At 43.1% G+C, this 15,785-nt stretch carries 18 protein-coding genes and 1 pseudogene; 13 read left to right on the top strand and 6 right to left on the bottom strand.

Annotated elements, in window-relative coordinates; genetic code table 11:
* Positions 1-10: 10 nt before the first annotated feature.
* The gene (locus ACKTR5_RS03985) at positions 11-811 is read right to left on the bottom strand and encodes a CPBP family intramembrane glutamic endopeptidase (RefSeq protein ID WP_407879382.1); all 801 of its coding nucleotides are present in this window, start codon (positions 809-811) and stop codon (positions 11-13) included.
* Positions 812-1,165: 354 nt separating this feature from the next.
* Here ACKTR5_RS03985 and ACKTR5_RS03980 point away from each other — a divergent pair, with 354 nt between their 5' ends.
* Positions 1,166-2,002 (top strand): glycosyltransferase family 8 protein, encoded by an 837-nt coding sequence (locus ACKTR5_RS03980; RefSeq protein WP_407879381.1) that lies wholly within the window; start codon positions 1,166-1,168, stop codon positions 2,000-2,002.
* Positions 2,003-2,044: 42 nt separating this feature from the next.
* Here ACKTR5_RS03980 and ACKTR5_RS03975 read toward each other — a convergent pair whose 3' ends face one another.
* Positions 2,045-2,293: a hypothetical protein gene (locus tag ACKTR5_RS03975; RefSeq protein ID WP_407879380.1), complete on the bottom strand. Its 249-nt coding sequence runs from the start codon at positions 2,291-2,293 to the stop codon at positions 2,045-2,047.
* A gap of 450 nt (positions 2,294-2,743) precedes the next feature.
* On the opposite strand from ACKTR5_RS03975, the gene ACKTR5_RS03970 reads away from it, so the two are divergent.
* Complete coding sequence (locus ACKTR5_RS03970) at positions 2,744-3,178, top strand: hypothetical protein (RefSeq protein ID WP_407879378.1); 435 nt, start codon at positions 2,744-2,746, stop codon at positions 3,176-3,178.
* An 84-nt stretch (positions 3,179-3,262) separates the two neighbouring features.
* Here the strand turns inward: ACKTR5_RS03970 and ACKTR5_RS03965 are convergent, their stop codons facing one another.
* The gene (locus ACKTR5_RS03965) at positions 3,263-4,024 is read right to left on the bottom strand and encodes a nucleoside phosphorylase (RefSeq protein WP_407879376.1); all 762 of its coding nucleotides are present in this window, start codon (positions 4,022-4,024) and stop codon (positions 3,263-3,265) included.
* 259 nt (positions 4,025-4,283) lie between these two features.
* On the opposite strand from ACKTR5_RS03965, the gene ACKTR5_RS03960 reads away from it, so the two are divergent.
* Together ACKTR5_RS03960 and ACKTR5_RS03955 are read left to right on the top strand one after the other, a co-directional pair.
* Positions 4,284-4,628 carry a hypothetical protein gene (locus ACKTR5_RS03960; protein ID WP_407879374.1) on the top strand — a complete coding sequence of 115 codons (345 nt, stop codon included), beginning with the start codon at positions 4,284-4,286 and terminating at the stop codon, positions 4,626-4,628.
* 44 nt (positions 4,629-4,672) lie between these two features.
* Positions 4,673-5,170 carry an isochorismatase family protein gene (locus tag ACKTR5_RS03955; RefSeq protein ID WP_407879372.1) on the top strand — a complete coding sequence of 166 codons (498 nt, stop codon included), beginning with the start codon at positions 4,673-4,675 and terminating at the stop codon, positions 5,168-5,170.
* Between the two features lie 78 nt (positions 5,171-5,248).
* Here ACKTR5_RS03955 and ACKTR5_RS03950 read toward each other — a convergent pair whose 3' ends face one another.
* The 3 genes from ACKTR5_RS03950 to ACKTR5_RS03940 all read right to left on the bottom strand — a co-directional run bounded on the left by ACKTR5_RS03950 (position 5,249) and on the right by ACKTR5_RS03940 (position 7,844).
* Positions 5,249-6,688 (bottom strand): MFS transporter, encoded by a 1,440-nt coding sequence (locus ACKTR5_RS03950; protein ID WP_407879370.1) that lies wholly within the window; start codon positions 6,686-6,688, stop codon positions 5,249-5,251.
* Between the two features lie 124 nt (positions 6,689-6,812).
* Positions 6,813-7,169, bottom strand: coding sequence for a hypothetical protein (locus ACKTR5_RS03945; RefSeq protein WP_407879368.1), 357 nt, complete (start codon positions 7,167-7,169; stop codon positions 6,813-6,815).
* Positions 7,170-7,406: 237 nt separating this feature from the next.
* Positions 7,407-7,844, bottom strand: coding sequence for a universal stress protein (locus tag ACKTR5_RS03940; protein ID WP_407879366.1), 438 nt, complete (start codon positions 7,842-7,844; stop codon positions 7,407-7,409).
* Between the two features lie 209 nt (positions 7,845-8,053).
* Here ACKTR5_RS03940 and ACKTR5_RS03935 point away from each other — a divergent pair, with 209 nt between their 5' ends.
* From ACKTR5_RS03935 to ACKTR5_RS03895, 9 genes and pseudogenes are all read left to right on the top strand, one after another.
* The gene (locus ACKTR5_RS03935; RefSeq protein WP_407879364.1) at positions 8,054-8,470 is read left to right on the top strand and encodes a pyridoxamine 5'-phosphate oxidase family protein; all 417 of its coding nucleotides are present in this window, start codon (positions 8,054-8,056) and stop codon (positions 8,468-8,470) included.
* Positions 8,471-8,748: 278 nt separating this feature from the next.
* The gene (locus tag ACKTR5_RS03930; protein ID WP_407879362.1) at positions 8,749-9,213 is read left to right on the top strand and encodes a MarR family winged helix-turn-helix transcriptional regulator; all 465 of its coding nucleotides are present in this window, start codon (positions 8,749-8,751) and stop codon (positions 9,211-9,213) included.
* 77 nt (positions 9,214-9,290) lie between these two features.
* Positions 9,291-9,740 (top strand): ArsC/Spx/MgsR family protein, encoded by a 450-nt coding sequence (locus tag ACKTR5_RS03925; protein WP_407879360.1) that lies wholly within the window; start codon positions 9,291-9,293, stop codon positions 9,738-9,740.
* A 462-nt stretch (positions 9,741-10,202) separates the two neighbouring features.
* On the top strand, positions 10,203-11,213 hold the full coding sequence (locus ACKTR5_RS03920) for a baeRF3 domain-containing protein (RefSeq protein WP_407879358.1): 1,011 nt from the start codon (positions 10,203-10,205) through the stop codon (positions 11,211-11,213).
* A 170-nt stretch (positions 11,214-11,383) separates the two neighbouring features.
* Positions 11,384-12,133: pseudogene (locus tag ACKTR5_RS03915) on the top strand (SDR family oxidoreductase).
* Between the two features lie 131 nt (positions 12,134-12,264).
* Positions 12,265-12,516 carry a GlsB/YeaQ/YmgE family stress response membrane protein gene (locus ACKTR5_RS03910; RefSeq protein WP_407879356.1) on the top strand — a complete coding sequence of 84 codons (252 nt, stop codon included), beginning with the start codon at positions 12,265-12,267 and terminating at the stop codon, positions 12,514-12,516.
* 13 nt (positions 12,517-12,529) lie between these two features.
* Positions 12,530-12,661 carry a hypothetical protein gene (locus ACKTR5_RS03905; protein WP_407879354.1) on the top strand — a complete coding sequence of 44 codons (132 nt, stop codon included), beginning with the start codon at positions 12,530-12,532 and terminating at the stop codon, positions 12,659-12,661.
* A 250-nt stretch (positions 12,662-12,911) separates the two neighbouring features.
* Complete coding sequence (locus tag ACKTR5_RS03900) at positions 12,912-14,330, top strand: NAD-dependent succinate-semialdehyde dehydrogenase (protein WP_407879353.1); 1,419 nt, start codon at positions 12,912-12,914, stop codon at positions 14,328-14,330.
* A 239-nt stretch (positions 14,331-14,569) separates the two neighbouring features.
* Positions 14,570-15,541, top strand: coding sequence for an LPXTG cell wall anchor domain-containing protein (locus ACKTR5_RS03895; protein WP_407879351.1), 972 nt, complete (start codon positions 14,570-14,572; stop codon positions 15,539-15,541).
* Positions 15,542-15,785 lie beyond the last annotated feature (244 nt).

Below are 15,785 nucleotides of genomic sequence, written 5' to 3'. Positions count from 1 at the left end.
CTTTGGAACTTTAGTTAGAAATGTGATCGGTTATTTTTCTCGAAAAGTTCGTAAAAGACTCAGTTGAATCTCCATTTTTATCAAAGAATTTAGATCTACGTAACAACCAAAATCCTAATAATAAAGGAACTAAGTAAACAGGGCTAAGTGAAACAATCTTGCTGTCCCCAATTCCAGCCGCAATAAACGTCATACCATCATTCATTGCGTGAAAAAGCATTGGCCATAAAATACTACCAGTCCGTAGCAAGATGGCCGCTGACAAGAACCCAGTCATAGCCGCCGAAGCCGCTTGAACCACTGTTGCCAAAACACTTTGGCTTGTAAGATTAATGCCATGCGTTAGACCAAAGGTCAAACTAGAGATAATCGCGGCATACATAACACTTTTATACGTAATTTTATTGAATGATGACAAAATTGTCGAAATGATTAGCCCTCTGAAAAGATATTCTTCGGCTATGCCCACCAAAACTGCCGCTGCATAGAATAATAATAATGTTCCAATTGGCTTACTGCGACCAATATGTGAAAGAAAAGAAACGGCGGTAATGTTTAAAAACAAGTACGCAACCAAAGGCAACCAGGTAACGGCCAATTGCTCTTTAATCGATACAGTTGGTTTAATGCTTATTTCTTGTTTGAGCCAAAAAACATTTAAAGCAACAACAACCAAAATAAGAATTATTTCATCAAAAATAATCGAAACTGCTGGATTCTTGAGAAATCCTGCTGGTGTCCAATAGTTTTCGGTAAGAACTAACGCAATAAACACAAGCCATGTAACAAACACCTTATAATATTTTGACATGATGATGACTTCCTTTACTATTGTTTAGAACCATATTACTAAAGGCCTCGAAGCAGCTTTCTTGAGGATCTTTATTTATCTCCTTTCTGAGGTCTTGAAATTTAAGAGTACCACCCAACAAGAGTAGCACAGCACAATTAAATTGTGCGAAACGTATACTCGACTGCAATAAAACCAGCCCCTAATTATCATAGTAACCGGCCATAAGACGGAATAAAAATAGCCATTGAAATTCAAAGTGCTTGTTTATCATTTAATTGACTTATAACCTAGCTCAACCGCTCCTCACCCTGTTATTTTTTCAATTATGCTACAATTCAATTGGATCAACTCATTTCAGAAGGAGCCTCACTCATGTCACTGATCAATATCCTAGTCACGCTAAATCAAAATTATCTTATGCCGCTAAAGACCGCGTTGACATCCTTGGCGGCCAATAACCGTGCTTATGAATTTCACATCTATTTACTCCATAAAACAATTACTCCAGCGCAAATTCAGGAATTATCAACGTTTGTACAGAGTTTCAACTGGCACTTCACTGCCATTCAAATTGATCAGGTCTTTGACACGCAAAAGATTACGACAATCCATGATTATCCATCAGAAATGTACTTTCGTTTACTCGCTGGTGACTTCTTGCCAGATGATGTGAGTCGCATTATTTATCTTGACCCTGACACCTTGATTATTAATGACCTTTCACCCCTGTGGACCTTTGATTTGGGTGACGCAATGATGGCGGCCGCCTCTCACACCGGTTTGCTTGATGCTGTCACACCAATCAATAATTTACGGCTCAATACTGAGGGGAAGTATTACAACACTGGTGTGCTCTTAATGGATTTGAACAAAACCCGGCAAATTATTCAAGCGAGTGCGATTCAGCAGACCATCGAAACCTATCATGACCAGCTCCTCTTACCAGATCAAGACGTCCTTAATCACTTATATCACAGCCACATCGTCGAAATTCCTGAAGAAATTTGGAATTATGACACACGTCAATTTATGACGTATCAAATCCGCAGCATGGGCGAACACACGCTTGCTTGGGTTATGCAGCAGACCGTTATCCTGCATTTTGCCGGAAGCCCTAAACCATGGGAAGCTAAAAGTGATTCACGGTTCACAGCACTCTATTTACAATATCAACAACTAACCAACAGACACATTGCCCAATTGAACTAAATGAGGTCTCACAACCGATCTTTGCACGGTTACTCATCGCTCTTACAGAATCATTTTTGCATCGAAAAAGCCAAGCACACTCCTTGATATCAAGGAGTACGCTTGGCTTTTCTTTAACGTGCGACTAAATCCACGCCACCTTAAAACTTCATTGACAAGGTAAACCACAATTGCCGCAATAACTGTGCCAACCACAAAAATCACATTTAAATTCAGCGATTTCCGGTCGGTTATCTTCATGAGCATTCCGGTAATTAGTCCAGCTGTGATAATGATGATTACAATTGCCATCGCGTTAACGCCCTATTCCACGATATAGACCGTACAAAATTCCCGTAACATGTTGAAAAATAAAGATCGCCAAAAACACCCGATCAAAGATTTCGGCTCGTGAAAAGTGATTGAGCCATTGTCTAAACCGGTGGTTATGCCAATAAACTAAGTGAAAGCAAATGTAGACACAATTTATCGCTAGTAGAACACCAACAACTTCATGTAATGACGGTAGTGGGCCCAACCAGGACACCCTCATTCTTTATGATTTATTTACAAAATCATTATACCTCACAGCTTCACTTGATTATTATCTAAATCAAACTTTTCAACCACTCAGGCATTTCAACTAGTGCAGCTTTTAAAGCAGATTTTTTGTTGCGTTTTCACGCGCGGTGTAACCTACAAAGTGTCCTCACAGCTGGCCAGCATGGGACACAAATTCCTCATACAAAGGAGCATTCGCCTATGGCAGATTGGACAACACAGTTAGTCGTAAAAAACACCACTAAGCAGGACCTCTTACTTAGTGACCGCTATGTTTATCCTAAAAATCGGGTTGATAGTTTCCCGGAAATCATTCGTGCTGGAAAAACCGCAACCTTTAAAGTGGTCTCCCCTAGTGGAAAACCTTATGGTCCGGAATTCTGGATCAAGTTGGTCGCTGACTCACCGGTCGGCCACGAAAGTTTAGGCTCAATCTATTTTCACGTCGACATTCCTTACGGTCGCCACATCAACGAATTAGTTGTCCGGGCTAACAATGAGTTAGCATTCAAACTAAATCCATCTGAATTGAAAAATGGGGCGCATGACTACTTTGGCGAACTAACCATTGGCTTGCTGAACGACACAAAGGAGCCTACAAATGAGAAATGGACTGAAGAATTGATCATTGAATAGTTTTCGCAAAGCCTGCCATCTGGCGGGCTTTTCATTTGTGCTTCGTTTTTTAAGATGCCCCTGATTCCGTTTTACGGCCCCATATCATTCCAAATGTAACAAGATCGCTAAGCCCATTTGTAAGGCCTCTTGGCGTGCCGAAAGACCCCAACCGCGTTTATCATAATTATTACTATCCGCTAAACTATCAGCCGTAAAGAAAAATTGACCAAACGCAACCTGCCGAAATTCAGCGCAAGCAGCCAGCGCGGCACACTCCATTTCGACCGTCTCGTACCCCGCCGCCCGGTATTCTTCAATCAGGGCCTGAGTCTCGCGAAAGAACGCATCCGTTGTCCATGTCTTGACGCGGCTCGTTGTCCGACCAGTCCGATTGATTTGGCGTTCAATTGTTGTTTGCATGGTTTCATTAAGTTCAATCGTCGGTGCCGCCGGAAGATAGTGATAAGAGGTTCCCTCATCGCGTAATGCCGTAAACGGAACCAAGAACGCTGCTTCTGGTCGCTTGGTCAGTACGCCGCAACTGCCTAAACTGATTATTTGCTTGGCACCATGCCCAATTAAATAATCTAAAAACTGCACCGCAGCGGGCGCTCCAAGTGGTGCCTGCGCAACCATGATTGCTTCATTTTCAATTGTGAGACGCCAAATCGGAAACTGTTTCGTAATGTTCTCGAATTGAAAGACCTGTTCAACGTCATAATCCTCAAAGAAGTTTTGTAAATCCTTGTCCTCCACAAAGGCAAATAAGCATTTCGCAAACCCCGTAAATTCAGGATCTTCGGTTGGCGATACGACACTATTTGAATTGGCGTCATAGTTAAAGAGTGGTGATTTAAGGTTCATTCAGACAGCCTTCTTCCGTTCTAAGTTCTTACATACAGCCCGTGTTCTCATTTTATTTTCATTTAATCATACTGTTGTGGAACCTTAATGTCGAGCATTAATACAACCTTGCCTTATGCTATCGAGTAGGCGTTAAACGCCGTCTCATTTATTCTTAATAGTTAAACACTAGTGTCTTCTATCTAGGTGTCACTAGGTTTCATCCGCTCATGGCGTATAATGTGAATCAAACATTGCTTTTTGAAAGGAGCTTTTCCTCATGGAAATCGGACCACTTTCCGAATGGGTCACCGCCGCTGCGGAAATACTAGCCGTCTGTACAGCACTATTTTTACCCACCATTACTAATGCTAGAACGGCAAAACGTCGGGAACGAAAACTTGCCACGTCAATTAAGCACATCACCCATCAGGCCTTACAGGGTGACGCTGACGCTGGTCACCAACTTGAAATCTTTATCAAAATCTACTTCTTTATTGCGGAAACATCACATGAACAAAATGATTTATTGATTGCCACTCAAATCGTGGACCTTTTGGATCACAAGACCGTTGATGAAGAGGTCACTTCAGCAGTTACGCAATTACTAAAGGATCTCGATTAACCCGAATTTGTTGTCATTTCATCCACCCACAAAGGAGTCTTTTCATGGCTGACGCACTCATTATTATCGATATGCAAGCTGGTTTACAAGACATTGCCCACCGAACTCAAACAGTTGCCGTCATTAATCAGCGGATCAACTTATACCGGGCCGACCACAAACCAATCGTTTTCATTCAACACACCGAGCCTGGTATGGAAGTGGCGTCAGCTGGTTGGCAGTTGTTTTCAGACATTGACGCTCAGGGTTCAGATACTTATTTCATCAAAACACGCCCCGATTCGTTTTATCAAACCGGTCTCAATGACTTTCTTAACATGAATCAGCTGACACACATTGAAATCTGTGGTGCTCAGGTTGAATTCTGCGTCGATACCACCATTCGGGTCGCCTTTCACCTCGGCTTCACCGTCTCGATCCTTTTAGATGGCATTACCACTTGCGATTCTGCCCTTCTCTCCGCCGAACAAATCAAGGCCCACCACGCCAGCATTTGGAAGGATCGGTTCGGCACGATCGTTGCGCCCACCACATCGCTGTAATCAACAAAAGCGCTCACCATGTTTTGACAACCCGTCCAAGGATTATCAAAAACACGGTGAGCACTCTTAATTTCAGCACTATTTCGGTGAATCTTGTCCAACTGTCTTGGCTGATCTAGCCCGATAAAGCACGATCAGTAGTGCAAGCACCGAAATGAAAATTGCAAACCAAAAGACCCGTTGAAAGGCCGCAACAAAGGTCATCCCCAGCGCTTGACTAACGTGTTTCACGTTTGGTAATTGGGCAAACAATAATGTTGACCCGAAACTAATGCCGACCGTCATCCCGATCGTCCGGGCAAATGAATTGAATGAACCCGAGACACCCGACAAGCGTGAACTGACAGATGACATCGTAATGGCATTATTTGGTGAAAGGAACAGTGCCATCCCGATTCCGTTTAAAACAATTGGCCAAATGATCATAACCAAATTTAGGGTGAGCGGATAAACGGCATAACCGATTTGCGAAATAAGCAGCACAACTAGGCCAATAATGGTTAACTTCATCCGATCCCAGTGATCTGCAAGTGCGCCTGCAATTGGTGTCACAATCAGCATGACGCCCGCTTGCAAGCCCATAATCAAACCGCTTACTAACGGCGACAACCCGCTATAACTTTGTAAATAAAATGGTAGTAGAATGTTAGAAATCGCGTTTGTCAGCATCGACAGCGCCATCGCAAAGATCGATACCATGAACGCCTTATTATGAAGGATCGTCGGATCGATCCACGGATTTTTCGATTCGCCATCCACTTTAAAGCTATAGAGTGTAATCACACTTCCTAAAACGAGCGCCACCACCCCCGTTAGCATGGCCACTGGCGTATGCGTGTTAAAAAATAAACTGCTGGAGAAAAAGAGAAGAATTCCGATGGTGAAGACATTTTGCCCGCGCCAATCCGCCTGCTGATACACCGTTTTGACAAGTGTTCGATCAATTTTTGTAAATGGCAACACTCGCCAACCAAAGATTAAAATAATGATGCCAATGGGCACGTTGAAGAGAAAAATCCAGCGCCAGGATGAAATTGACATAATCAGCCCACCCAGTGCTGGCCCAGAAATGGACCCAATGGCAATAAACATTGAAATTACCGATAACGCCTCAGCCCGTGAATTATCTGAAAACGTTTCTGTGACGATTCCCATTGAGTTCGCCATGATCATGGCAGATCCAATGGCTTGAATGAAGCGCCCCAGAAGAACGAACCAAAACGCCAGTGCGATCCCGGTCATCAGTGATCCCAGAATAAATAGCCCGCCGCCATATAAAAAGATTAATGTCTTTGATGTGATGTCGCCGATGTGACCAAACATAACGAGTAAAATGGTCGTCGTCACTAAGCCAACTTGAACGATCCACGTGGCGGTGCTACTGGAGACACCAAGTGAAACGGCCATTTTAGGTAACGCGAGATTTGTACTCGATCCAGATAACGAAGTCACTAACGAGAACAGTCCCAAAATGACGATGATTGGCCAGCGTTTCACACTTTGACTTGTTGAATTCATGGCTTCTCCCCCTTTATCCAACAAAGCATACATCATGACTTTTTTAAATACTTGATTGTTTACTTATTTAGTCACCACTTGTTCTAATGTCATGACTGTAACCGCCAGCTATTCGACGCTTACGTCAATTCTTATTCAAGATGTGGTGCAATTGAGTCCCAAACTTTTGCGTCGCTTGCTCACCCAATTGAGTCAGGAAAACGCGTTTTGTCCGGCGATCCCTCGCAACATTTTTAACGCTAATGAGACCTAAGTGAACATTGGTACTAATCCGCAGTGATAGCGCCGAAGAACTGATGTTAAGTGCTTTGGCCAGCACCGCAATTTCAATGCCATCCGTTGCTTGCTGTAACCGCAACAACATGTAGATGGTGCTTAAATCGTAGCCAAAGGCACGATAAACGTTTCGATTGAGCGTTTGAACATGGGCTTGTGTTTCAATAGCTGCATTGAGTTCATCAATTATTGCTGCTTTAATCATTGGCGTTACTCCCTTTTCACTGGCAAGTTTGCATTGATTCGCAAACTACCCAAAATCAGTTTACGACCAACGATACCACCGCACTAAAAGCCCATTTTCAAATTCTGGACGGGCGGCGAAAAATTGACATTTGTCCGGCAGACTCATCAATCAATCCAGCTAACCAACGCAAACCAGCGTTCCACCATTAAGAATCAATGGTGAAACGCCGGTTTAATTATCACTTTGAACCGCTATTTATCGAACGACAATAACTGTCTTGCTGAAATGGTGAATCAAAAAATCGGCTGTTGATCCGAGGCTACTTGCGTCAATTGCATTGGCCCCCTGCGCACCGATCATCAACGCAAAGATTGATGAGTCCATTCCTTGCGCAATGATTTCTTCCTTCGGGTTCCCCAACATCACTTTAGAAGCGGCGGCAAAAACCCGGCTAGCTTTTGCCTGGTCAACGTAACCCGTCAGCTTCTTTTGTTCCGCCAGTTGCTCTGTTTGAACGAGTAGGTTCAACTTCCCATCAGCATCATCAAAATGGAACCCCGTGGCATCAACCACGAAGAGAAATAAGATTTTCATCCGTAAATCGACCGCATAGCGAATGGCCGCTTTCACAACCGTGTCGGCGTGCGCCGATTCATCAATGGCAACTAATAATGTTTGCGCCGTGTCATCCATGACTAACCCTCCTCAACTGAATCGCTAAGCTGCTAACCCGAGAGTGCTATATTTCTTCATCACTAACCAAGGTGCTTTTATCATCACGTCGGCCCATCTAGTGTGCTTTTATGCTTTTAATCGGTCAACAATAATTTCAAGTCCAAAAATTGGTCTGTTTGATTGCACACCTCTATAATTGGGTCATCAATAAACAGGAGGAATCGCTCATGGCAAAATTAACCGCTGAAATGAAAGAATTAGTCGACAAGGCATTCCCGTTTATCGCAACAGTGGACGCGCACGGGAATCCGCAGATTGGTCCCAAGGGTACACTGCGGGTCTTAGACGATGAGCACTTGATCTATAACGAAGAGACTGGCCGCCACGCCTGGCAAAATTTACAGGACAACGGCAAAATTGCGGTGGCCGTGCATCCTTATCCCGGGTTAAAGGGCATCCGTGTGGAAGGCCATGCTACAATTTATACGGACGGTAAGATTTTTGACGACGCAAAACAGTTTGCTACCGATAACAAGCTTCCCGACTTGATTGCGGCAGTGGTCATCAGCGTTGACCGGATTATTCGGTTAGATGCTGGTCCAGACGCCGGAACCGAAATTGCCAATTCACCTGTCAAAGATTAGGCCAACTGGACTAACATTCAAGATAAAACGACGTAGGTAATCGCTTTTTGATTTCCTACGTTATTTTTAACCCGTTGGTCTGGTAATTTCACCGGCAATTTAGTTTCTTAATTTTTTTGAATCTGGATTTTTATGAGCGGTGTTTAACACGGTTAATCGCTATAATGACTTTCTAAATAAGGATCCCGTGTCTTCCTTTACCGTCAGTTGACGACGACAATTGATGCTTTGGACCAGACTAAACTAGTGGCGGGCGTACCCTTTCGGAGGCAGTTACCATGGACAACAAAGAATTAATGGATCAGTATAATAATGCATTTTTATTTATGGGAAAGTTTATTGATGAGTTTGTTTCCACCGTCGATCAACAATATCAGTTGTCCCACAACGCTTGGCTTATCCTAAAACTCATTCGGGATAACGGACAATTAACCAACCGAAAAATTGCCCAGATTATGAAGGTTGCGCCCGCCAGCACCTCAATTCAACTCTCACCGTTATTAAAGCGTGGCCTTGTTAACCAATCATTGAGTAATGAGGATCGCCGGGTTCGGCAGCTCACCCTCTCCGACGATGGTCTTCGCATTGTCAATGAACTCGAAAAACGGCATCTGGCCCGTTTCGACCAGTGGGCCAATGCTCTTGGTCACGATGAAACGCTGGAATTACTACGCCTAATTAAAAAAGTTGAGACTGATGTCCTCCCGAACAACAAGCTCGTCAATGGCGATCATTTACGTTAGCCCCGCTAATCATTTGTAACGTTAAGGAATGTTTTGTACAATGTAGTTGCAAAAAACTATATTCGAGGTTAGGGACTATGATTAGTTTATATACCATACCATCAAATTTTCCTTCCAGACGTGCAGTCACCTGGTTTAAAGACCATCACATTACCGTTAAGGAGTACCGGGTTCATCCAAGTGCCCCCACGTTGGTAAAATTGCCACTTAAATCATTTTTAGCCGCTTCTGAAAATGGCGTCGATGATTTACTTGCCCTGAAAAGTAAAGCAATGGTGCGCTTCAAGCAAACCCATAGCATTGATGACATTTCGCTAAACGATTTACTTACCACAATTGCTGAGAATCCATCCATGCTCCATTTTCCAATCATTTTTGATTCGGACCGTTCCATCGTTCAATTTGGCTTTTCGGAGGATGACATTCGGACATTTATTCCCCATGCAGTTAGACATGACAGTTTACTTCAATTATTAGAACCACTGAACTCAAGTAATCATCAGCACACAACCGCCAAAAGCGTTTAATTAACCGACAATCACTCACTGTTCTCATCATGAACAATGGGTGATTGTTTTTTTGTTAATATCCATTCCGTTAACAAACGGGGCATTAGGTGATCCTTCCAATATTTAGATTAGTCAACCTATTTCCGATCACCTCGGCGCCCTAACACTAACTTTTCACGTTCATTACCCGCGTCTCCCCTTTTAGAGATTAAATCGACTTCATCGCTACCCGTTGGCTGTCCATGTAAGTTGAAACATTCAATTAAGGCGTAGTTTTCGGTTCGCTCTTAAAGATGACCACGAATCTGTCTAAGAATCACTTTGCTTTATTGTCTATAAATGACGCCTCACGACTTTTCGTTTGAAAACATTATCAAGTTGGGAGAACATAAATTACCTTTTTTTAACCCTCTGATTTAGACTATGTTTGTTCAAAAGACAAGCTGTTAACCGATGGTAATTTAATTGGAGGGATAATTCATGTCAAGAAAAGATCGTAAACAAAAAATCAAAGACTTACTAACCTTAGAAAAAATCGAAGGCACAATTGTTTCCTTGTATTTGCCACTCCATCCACAACAAGACAATCCTGAACAAGACACGGTAACATTTAATTCACTAATTGATCAGGCTGAAACAACCATTAAATTAGAATATTCATCGGAGCTTTGGAACGCTTACCAATTTCAGATTGATAAAAGATTTGCAAATGGTCTCCCAATTTCGGAAACGTTAAGTCAGGGACTATTGATTTATGTATCAACCAATAGTATTGAAGTGGTGGAACTTAATTTTTCAATTGAAGCTGGTCTCTACATTGATCCTCAGCCATTATTATGGCCAGTCTTGATCAACAATCGACCGCGCCCCGACTTTGATCTACTATTATTACAAAAAGACCATGCTCAAGTTATTCGAGCCACTTTTTCCAATCAAGTATCCGTTAATCAAATTTTCAATATCGCAATTAGTGAGACTGGTATAACAGATACGACCACTTTTTTCACTAATATTGACAAACAAATCATAAAAGATGTCTCCAACCAAGATAAATCACCCCTGATCTTAGTTGCTAATCAAGAAGATCAAGGCCTTTTTCGTAAAGTTAGCAAAAACCAATCTCTGAGTACCACAATCTCCGCATCCATTGACCCTAATTTACCGGCTGATCACATTCAGTTGACCCAGTTGGTACAAGAAGTTAGCAATCAATTGATAAACGCTGGCATCGCGACACTCCAAGCAGAGATTGAGAAGGCCCAAGGTGCCAACAGGCTTATCCAGACACCAGCTAAAATCGTTACACAAACCGACGCAGCTAATGTCGCAACACTTGTACTCACTACTGATAGCCTGACAATATTCGGTGATACGACAGTGGCTAACAGCTTTCTTAAGCAGGCAGTTGCTAGTGACACGGACATTTTCATCTTTAATAACCAAATGACAACACCAACTGCTCCACTCGCAATTTTGCGTCATTCAATTTAATTCCCAATTTTTGAGTAATAGAACGACTCACCGTACTAATTAATAATCACCGAAACGGTCATGAGAAAGCAATTTTTGCTTTCTCATGACCGTTTTTAGTTCTGGCTGCTTTCATTGAATCGCTGTCCACAAAAGCACATCATTTTGCCAGTTCTGGTTACCGCACTACCATCGCTTCAATCCTAGCTTTACGGGGCTTCCTGGACAAGCGTAATGTTCTTATTTCAGACGGTGATTCAGGCATCGGTCGCGCTGTTGCAATTGCTTTTGCTCGAGAAGGTGCTGATGTTGCCCTTCAATTTCTGCCGGTCAAAAGGCATTGCTACTCCCATTAATTTAAGAGATGAGTCCGCACCCCAAGAAATGATTAAACGTGTTATTACTCCTTTTGGGGCTTAGATACCATTGCTATGCAGCCCAACAAATTGCCGTCGAAGATCATCAAAAACTATCCATGGAGCAAATTCATGAGACATTTACAATCAATCTATTTTTGATGATGGCACTTGTGAAAGCAGCAGAAAAAAAGCCTTCAAAGCGGCAGTGCCATCATCACGACAACTTCTGTCCAGGCGTTTCATCCAAGCCCTCATTTAATTGACTATGCGGCCACAAAGGCCGCAATTGCGAATTATACAATTAACTTATCTCAGATAATAATTCAAAAAGGAATTCAAGTGAACGGTGTCGCCCCCGGCCCGATTTGGACCCCGTTACAACTTAACAATGGCCAACCAAAAGGTGCAATTCCAGGATTTGGTCAAAAATCTTTGCTGAGTCGCGCTGGTCAACCAAGCCGAACTGGCCTCTGTCTATGTTTTTTTAGCTTCAAATAATGCTAGCTATGTAACCGGCTAAATATATGGGTTACCGGCGGTAAAAAGGACAACGTCATTTTCTTCAAGACAATCCAAATCTAGTGGTCAATTTAATCATAGGCATTGCTTTTGACGACAAAAGCTTTTTAGGTTAGTTTTATTAATGAAATGATTTTACGATTTGACGTATCATTTCACCATAATTTTATTCATTTCACGGGAGGTAAAAGTCTATGCATTGGTTATGGGTAATCATTATCGGAGCTGTCATTGGTGCCATTGCTGGAGCGATTACTAATCGCGGTCACTCCATGGGCTGGATTAGCAATATCCTTGCCGGTCTAGTAGGATCATCTTTGGGTGAGGCTATCCTGGGTTCTTGGGGGCCAAAACTTGCAGGAATGGCAATTATCCCTTCTTTGATTGGCGCCGTGCTTCTTGTCCTCATTGTTTCATTTATTTTTTCACGAATGAATCAGTCTTAAGGAGGTTAATATTATGTCTAGTATTCTTAAATTAGCTTTTTCCATGGTTCTAATTATTGGAGGCCTCTTAATTGGTGGTACCGTATTTGCTGCCAAAGAAGCTGATAAATGGGGCGATAAGCTTCAAGATCGTCTTCATAATTAAATTCAAACAATTATAAAATCCGTTAAACACATAACTTGAATGTGCCTTTAACGGATTTTTTTAGTTAAGTCAGTAACTGTTACGACACGTGTCAAAGTAGCCAACGATTATGTTAATCGCATCTAAACAATAGCATCTAAAAATTCACCATATCACAAGCATTTTCATTGGCATTCTGTAACAATCGTCATTACAATATAACTGTTGAAACCGGTTTCATGTCACTATCAGTCACTAAGGAGGCACAATCATGGCCTATCAAACCATTAATCCATATACCAACGAAACAGTTCATGTTTATGAAAATGCTACCGCTACCGACGTTGAGCGGGCACTAACAAACGCGCAAGCGCTCTACAAACACTGGCGCAATGACCCGGTCAGCAGTCGGATCACCGTTTTACAGAAACTTGCTACTCATTTTCGCGACCATGTCGATGAATTAGCAACCGTCTTAACCGTCGATATGGGGAAACTTTATTCGGAAGCCAAAGGTGAAGTCTTGCTTTGTGCGGACATCGCTGACTATTACGCTAAGAATGCGGAACGACTGCTCGCACCGCGGCAGATTGAGTCAATCGCCGGTGAGGCACAATTAGAAAATCATCCCCTTGGGGTTCTCCTAGCGGTTGAACCGTGGAACTTCCCCTATTATCAAATGATGCGGATCTTTGCCCCCAACTACGCGGTTGGTGATCCCATCGTGTATAAGCACGCTGCCAATACGCCAGGCGCCGCGCTTGCCTTCGAAAAGGCTGTCACAGAAGCCGGTGCGCCCGCTGGTGCTCTTACAAACCTCTTCTTGTCCTATGATCAAGTAACAGACGTCATCGCAGATAAACGTGTTGTCGGCATTGCATTGACGGGATCTGAACGTGGCGGTCGCTCAGTCGCCGAAGAAGCAGGTAAAAACCTCAAGAAAAACACAATGGAATTAGGTGGTGCGGACGCCTTTATTGTTGCGAGTGACGCCAATATGGACCAAGTGAACGCCATTGCGCCACGGGCCCGGTTATATAATTGTGGCCAGGTCTGCACGTCTTCCAAACGTTTTATTGTTACAGAAAACAACTATGACGCATTCTTAGCTTCTTTAAAAAAGGCATTTAAAAACGCCGTCCTTGGCGATCCCATGGATCCCAAGACGACGCTAGCACCGATGTCATCAAAACGTGCAAAAGAAAAACTTCAGGAGCAAGTTGATGCCGCAGTTGACGCTGGGGCCACCCTCTACTTCCGTCATGACCCAGTTGATTCAGACGGACAGTTCTTCCTGCCAACCATCTTGACGGATGTTACCAAGGATAACCCCGCCTACCATCAAGAATTCTTTGGACCAGTGGCAATGGTCTACAAGGTTAAAGACGATGAAGAAGCCATTAATTTAGCCAATGATTCTGACCTTGGGTTAGGTGGTATCGTCTTCTCTGGCGATAAGGATCACGGAGCCGAAATTGCTTCCCAACTTGAAACCGGCATGGTGTTTGTTAATACATTCTTCTCCACGCTTCCAGAATTAGAATTTGGTGGCGTCAAAATGTCCGGTTATGGCCGTGAAATGGGCGAAAGCGGCATTCTTAGCTTTGCTAATCAAGAACTCGTGGTAAAACGTGATGCACCAAATGACAATGAATTTGGTGGTCTTGTCGCTCCGGCAACATATTTATAATTTAAACAGGACCGCTAATGAGCTTGATCACTCATTAGCGGCCTTGTTTTAACAGGCTGTTTCTACACCAGAAACGAATCGTTTTTTGGCTGGCGAATTCGATTTTCAATAAAATCGGTAAACTGATAATCATTGAAATGTTTTCGGAAATTAATTATCATGCATTAAAAATCATCATTTTGATTGCTAATCTTATAACTGATATACTTAACTAAGTTAAGAAAGCGAGGTTTAACCGAATGACACACACATCGTTCAAACGACCATTATTTCTGGCGATCCTTGGTGCCCTCTTTTTTATGTCATTGACGTCACCAGGATTCGCAGATAAAACAAATTTCACCGTTAACTACAGTTGGACCAACACTGATCCAGAAGGGACGGCTCCAACAGCCGTTTCTGATCGCTTTGCTGTTGGCGACACACTGGTCTTCCGCCCCGTCTCGGTAACCGGCTTTGCCGTCGACAACACTGCTTCACGGATCCTGCAAACTGATGTGGACGGTAACGTTAACCTGGATGCCCCCTACACGGACATCATCAACAATCTACATTTCCCAACGGTTGACGCATACTTAGCATACGTAACCGGGACGCACACTAAAATAACGGCCGAGGATTTGGGCGGGTCACAAACTTACAAGACCGTCCTAACGCCAAACGATGAAACGGTGACTGTTAATTACGTTTCGACCGATGGCAAGAAACTGGACTCAAAGACCATTAACACCAAGTTTAGTCGCACGGTTCCGATCGCCCAACCAACCTTTTCCGGGTACACCATCATGGCTAATCAACCAACTTCTTATACCGTGACTCAAGACGGCGCTGATCAAAATGTGGTCACCATTACCTATGAACTTGTGGCCTCATCGAGCTCTAACAGCAGCTCATCAAGCTCATCTTCGACAAGTGGACCTGGGGCTTCTTCCACAAATTCTGAAAGTTCAACCAGCACCTCAACGACCCACTCATCAGCGGTTAGTAATGCAACGCAGCAATCAAGCTCTGTGAGTGCGGTGACGATGGTACCAGCGGAAAGTCATTCTTCACACGGTTCCGGACAGCCAACATCCACCGTTTCAAAACAAGCTACTTTACCCGAAACCGGTAAATCCACCACGCATGTTATCGGTGGAATCATTATTACCGTGGGCGTCCTTCTGCTTGGTGGTACTGGCTACCACCTCATCAAAAAGCAACGTAATTAGCCATGGAAGGATTGCACATCGATTATCACTGATCGCACTTCCGCCTTGGTATCAAAAAAAGGCGATCGCAATTTCCATTTTGACCTTTACCCCGAAAGTTGAAACAAACTTTCGGGGTTTTCTTATGACTAAAATTTCTATTGAAACTAAAATCATTGCTGTTGAAGCGTATCTAACAGGAACGGCTTCAAAACTTGCTGTTCGAAACAGATATCATATTGCCGGACAGCTATTCAGTGTCCTA

Source organism: Furfurilactobacillus entadae, assembly GCF_045862745.1.
GTDB lineage: Bacteria > Bacillota > Bacilli > Lactobacillales > Lactobacillaceae > Furfurilactobacillus > Furfurilactobacillus entadae.
This window is presented reverse-complemented; position numbering and strand designations above follow the sequence as displayed.

Bases quoted from the DNA above. Each gene is read 5' to 3' on its own strand.
- ACKTR5_RS03985 (WP_407879382.1), bottom strand. From the start codon at position 811: ATGTCAAAATATTATAAGGTGTTTGTTACATGGCTTGTGTTTATTGCG.
- ACKTR5_RS03980 (WP_407879381.1), top strand. From the start codon at position 1,166: ATGTCACTGATCAATATCCTAGTCACGCTAAATCAAAATTATCTTATG.
- ACKTR5_RS03975 (WP_407879380.1), bottom strand. From the start codon at position 2,293: ATGGCAATTGTAATCATCATTATCACAGCTGGACTAATTACCGGAATG.
- ACKTR5_RS03970 (WP_407879378.1), top strand. From the start codon at position 2,744: ATGGCAGATTGGACAACACAGTTAGTCGTAAAAAACACCACTAAGCAG.
- ACKTR5_RS03965 (WP_407879376.1), bottom strand. From the start codon at position 4,024: ATGAACCTTAAATCACCACTCTTTAACTATGACGCCAATTCAAATAGT.
- ACKTR5_RS03960 (WP_407879374.1), top strand. From the start codon at position 4,284: ATGGAAATCGGACCACTTTCCGAATGGGTCACCGCCGCTGCGGAAATA.
- ACKTR5_RS03955 (WP_407879372.1), top strand. From the start codon at position 4,673: ATGGCTGACGCACTCATTATTATCGATATGCAAGCTGGTTTACAAGAC.
- ACKTR5_RS03950 (WP_407879370.1), bottom strand. From the start codon at position 6,688: ATGAATTCAACAAGTCAAAGTGTGAAACGCTGGCCAATCATCGTCATT.
- ACKTR5_RS03945 (WP_407879368.1), bottom strand. From the start codon at position 7,169: ATGATTAAAGCAGCAATAATTGATGAACTCAATGCAGCTATTGAAACA.
- ACKTR5_RS03940 (WP_407879366.1), bottom strand. From the start codon at position 7,844: ATGGATGACACGGCGCAAACATTATTAGTTGCCATTGATGAATCGGCG.
- ACKTR5_RS03935 (WP_407879364.1), top strand. From the start codon at position 8,054: ATGGCAAAATTAACCGCTGAAATGAAAGAATTAGTCGACAAGGCATTC.
- ACKTR5_RS03930 (WP_407879362.1), top strand. From the start codon at position 8,749: ATGGACAACAAAGAATTAATGGATCAGTATAATAATGCATTTTTATTT.
- ACKTR5_RS03925 (WP_407879360.1), top strand. From the start codon at position 9,291: ATGATTAGTTTATATACCATACCATCAAATTTTCCTTCCAGACGTGCA.
- ACKTR5_RS03920 (WP_407879358.1), top strand. From the start codon at position 10,203: ATGTCAAGAAAAGATCGTAAACAAAAAATCAAAGACTTACTAACCTTA.
- ACKTR5_RS03910 (WP_407879356.1), top strand. From the start codon at position 12,265: ATGCATTGGTTATGGGTAATCATTATCGGAGCTGTCATTGGTGCCATT.
- ACKTR5_RS03905 (WP_407879354.1), top strand. From the start codon at position 12,530: ATGTCTAGTATTCTTAAATTAGCTTTTTCCATGGTTCTAATTATTGGA.
- ACKTR5_RS03900 (WP_407879353.1), top strand. From the start codon at position 12,912: ATGGCCTATCAAACCATTAATCCATATACCAACGAAACAGTTCATGTT.
- ACKTR5_RS03895 (WP_407879351.1), top strand. From the start codon at position 14,570: ATGACACACACATCGTTCAAACGACCATTATTTCTGGCGATCCTTGGT.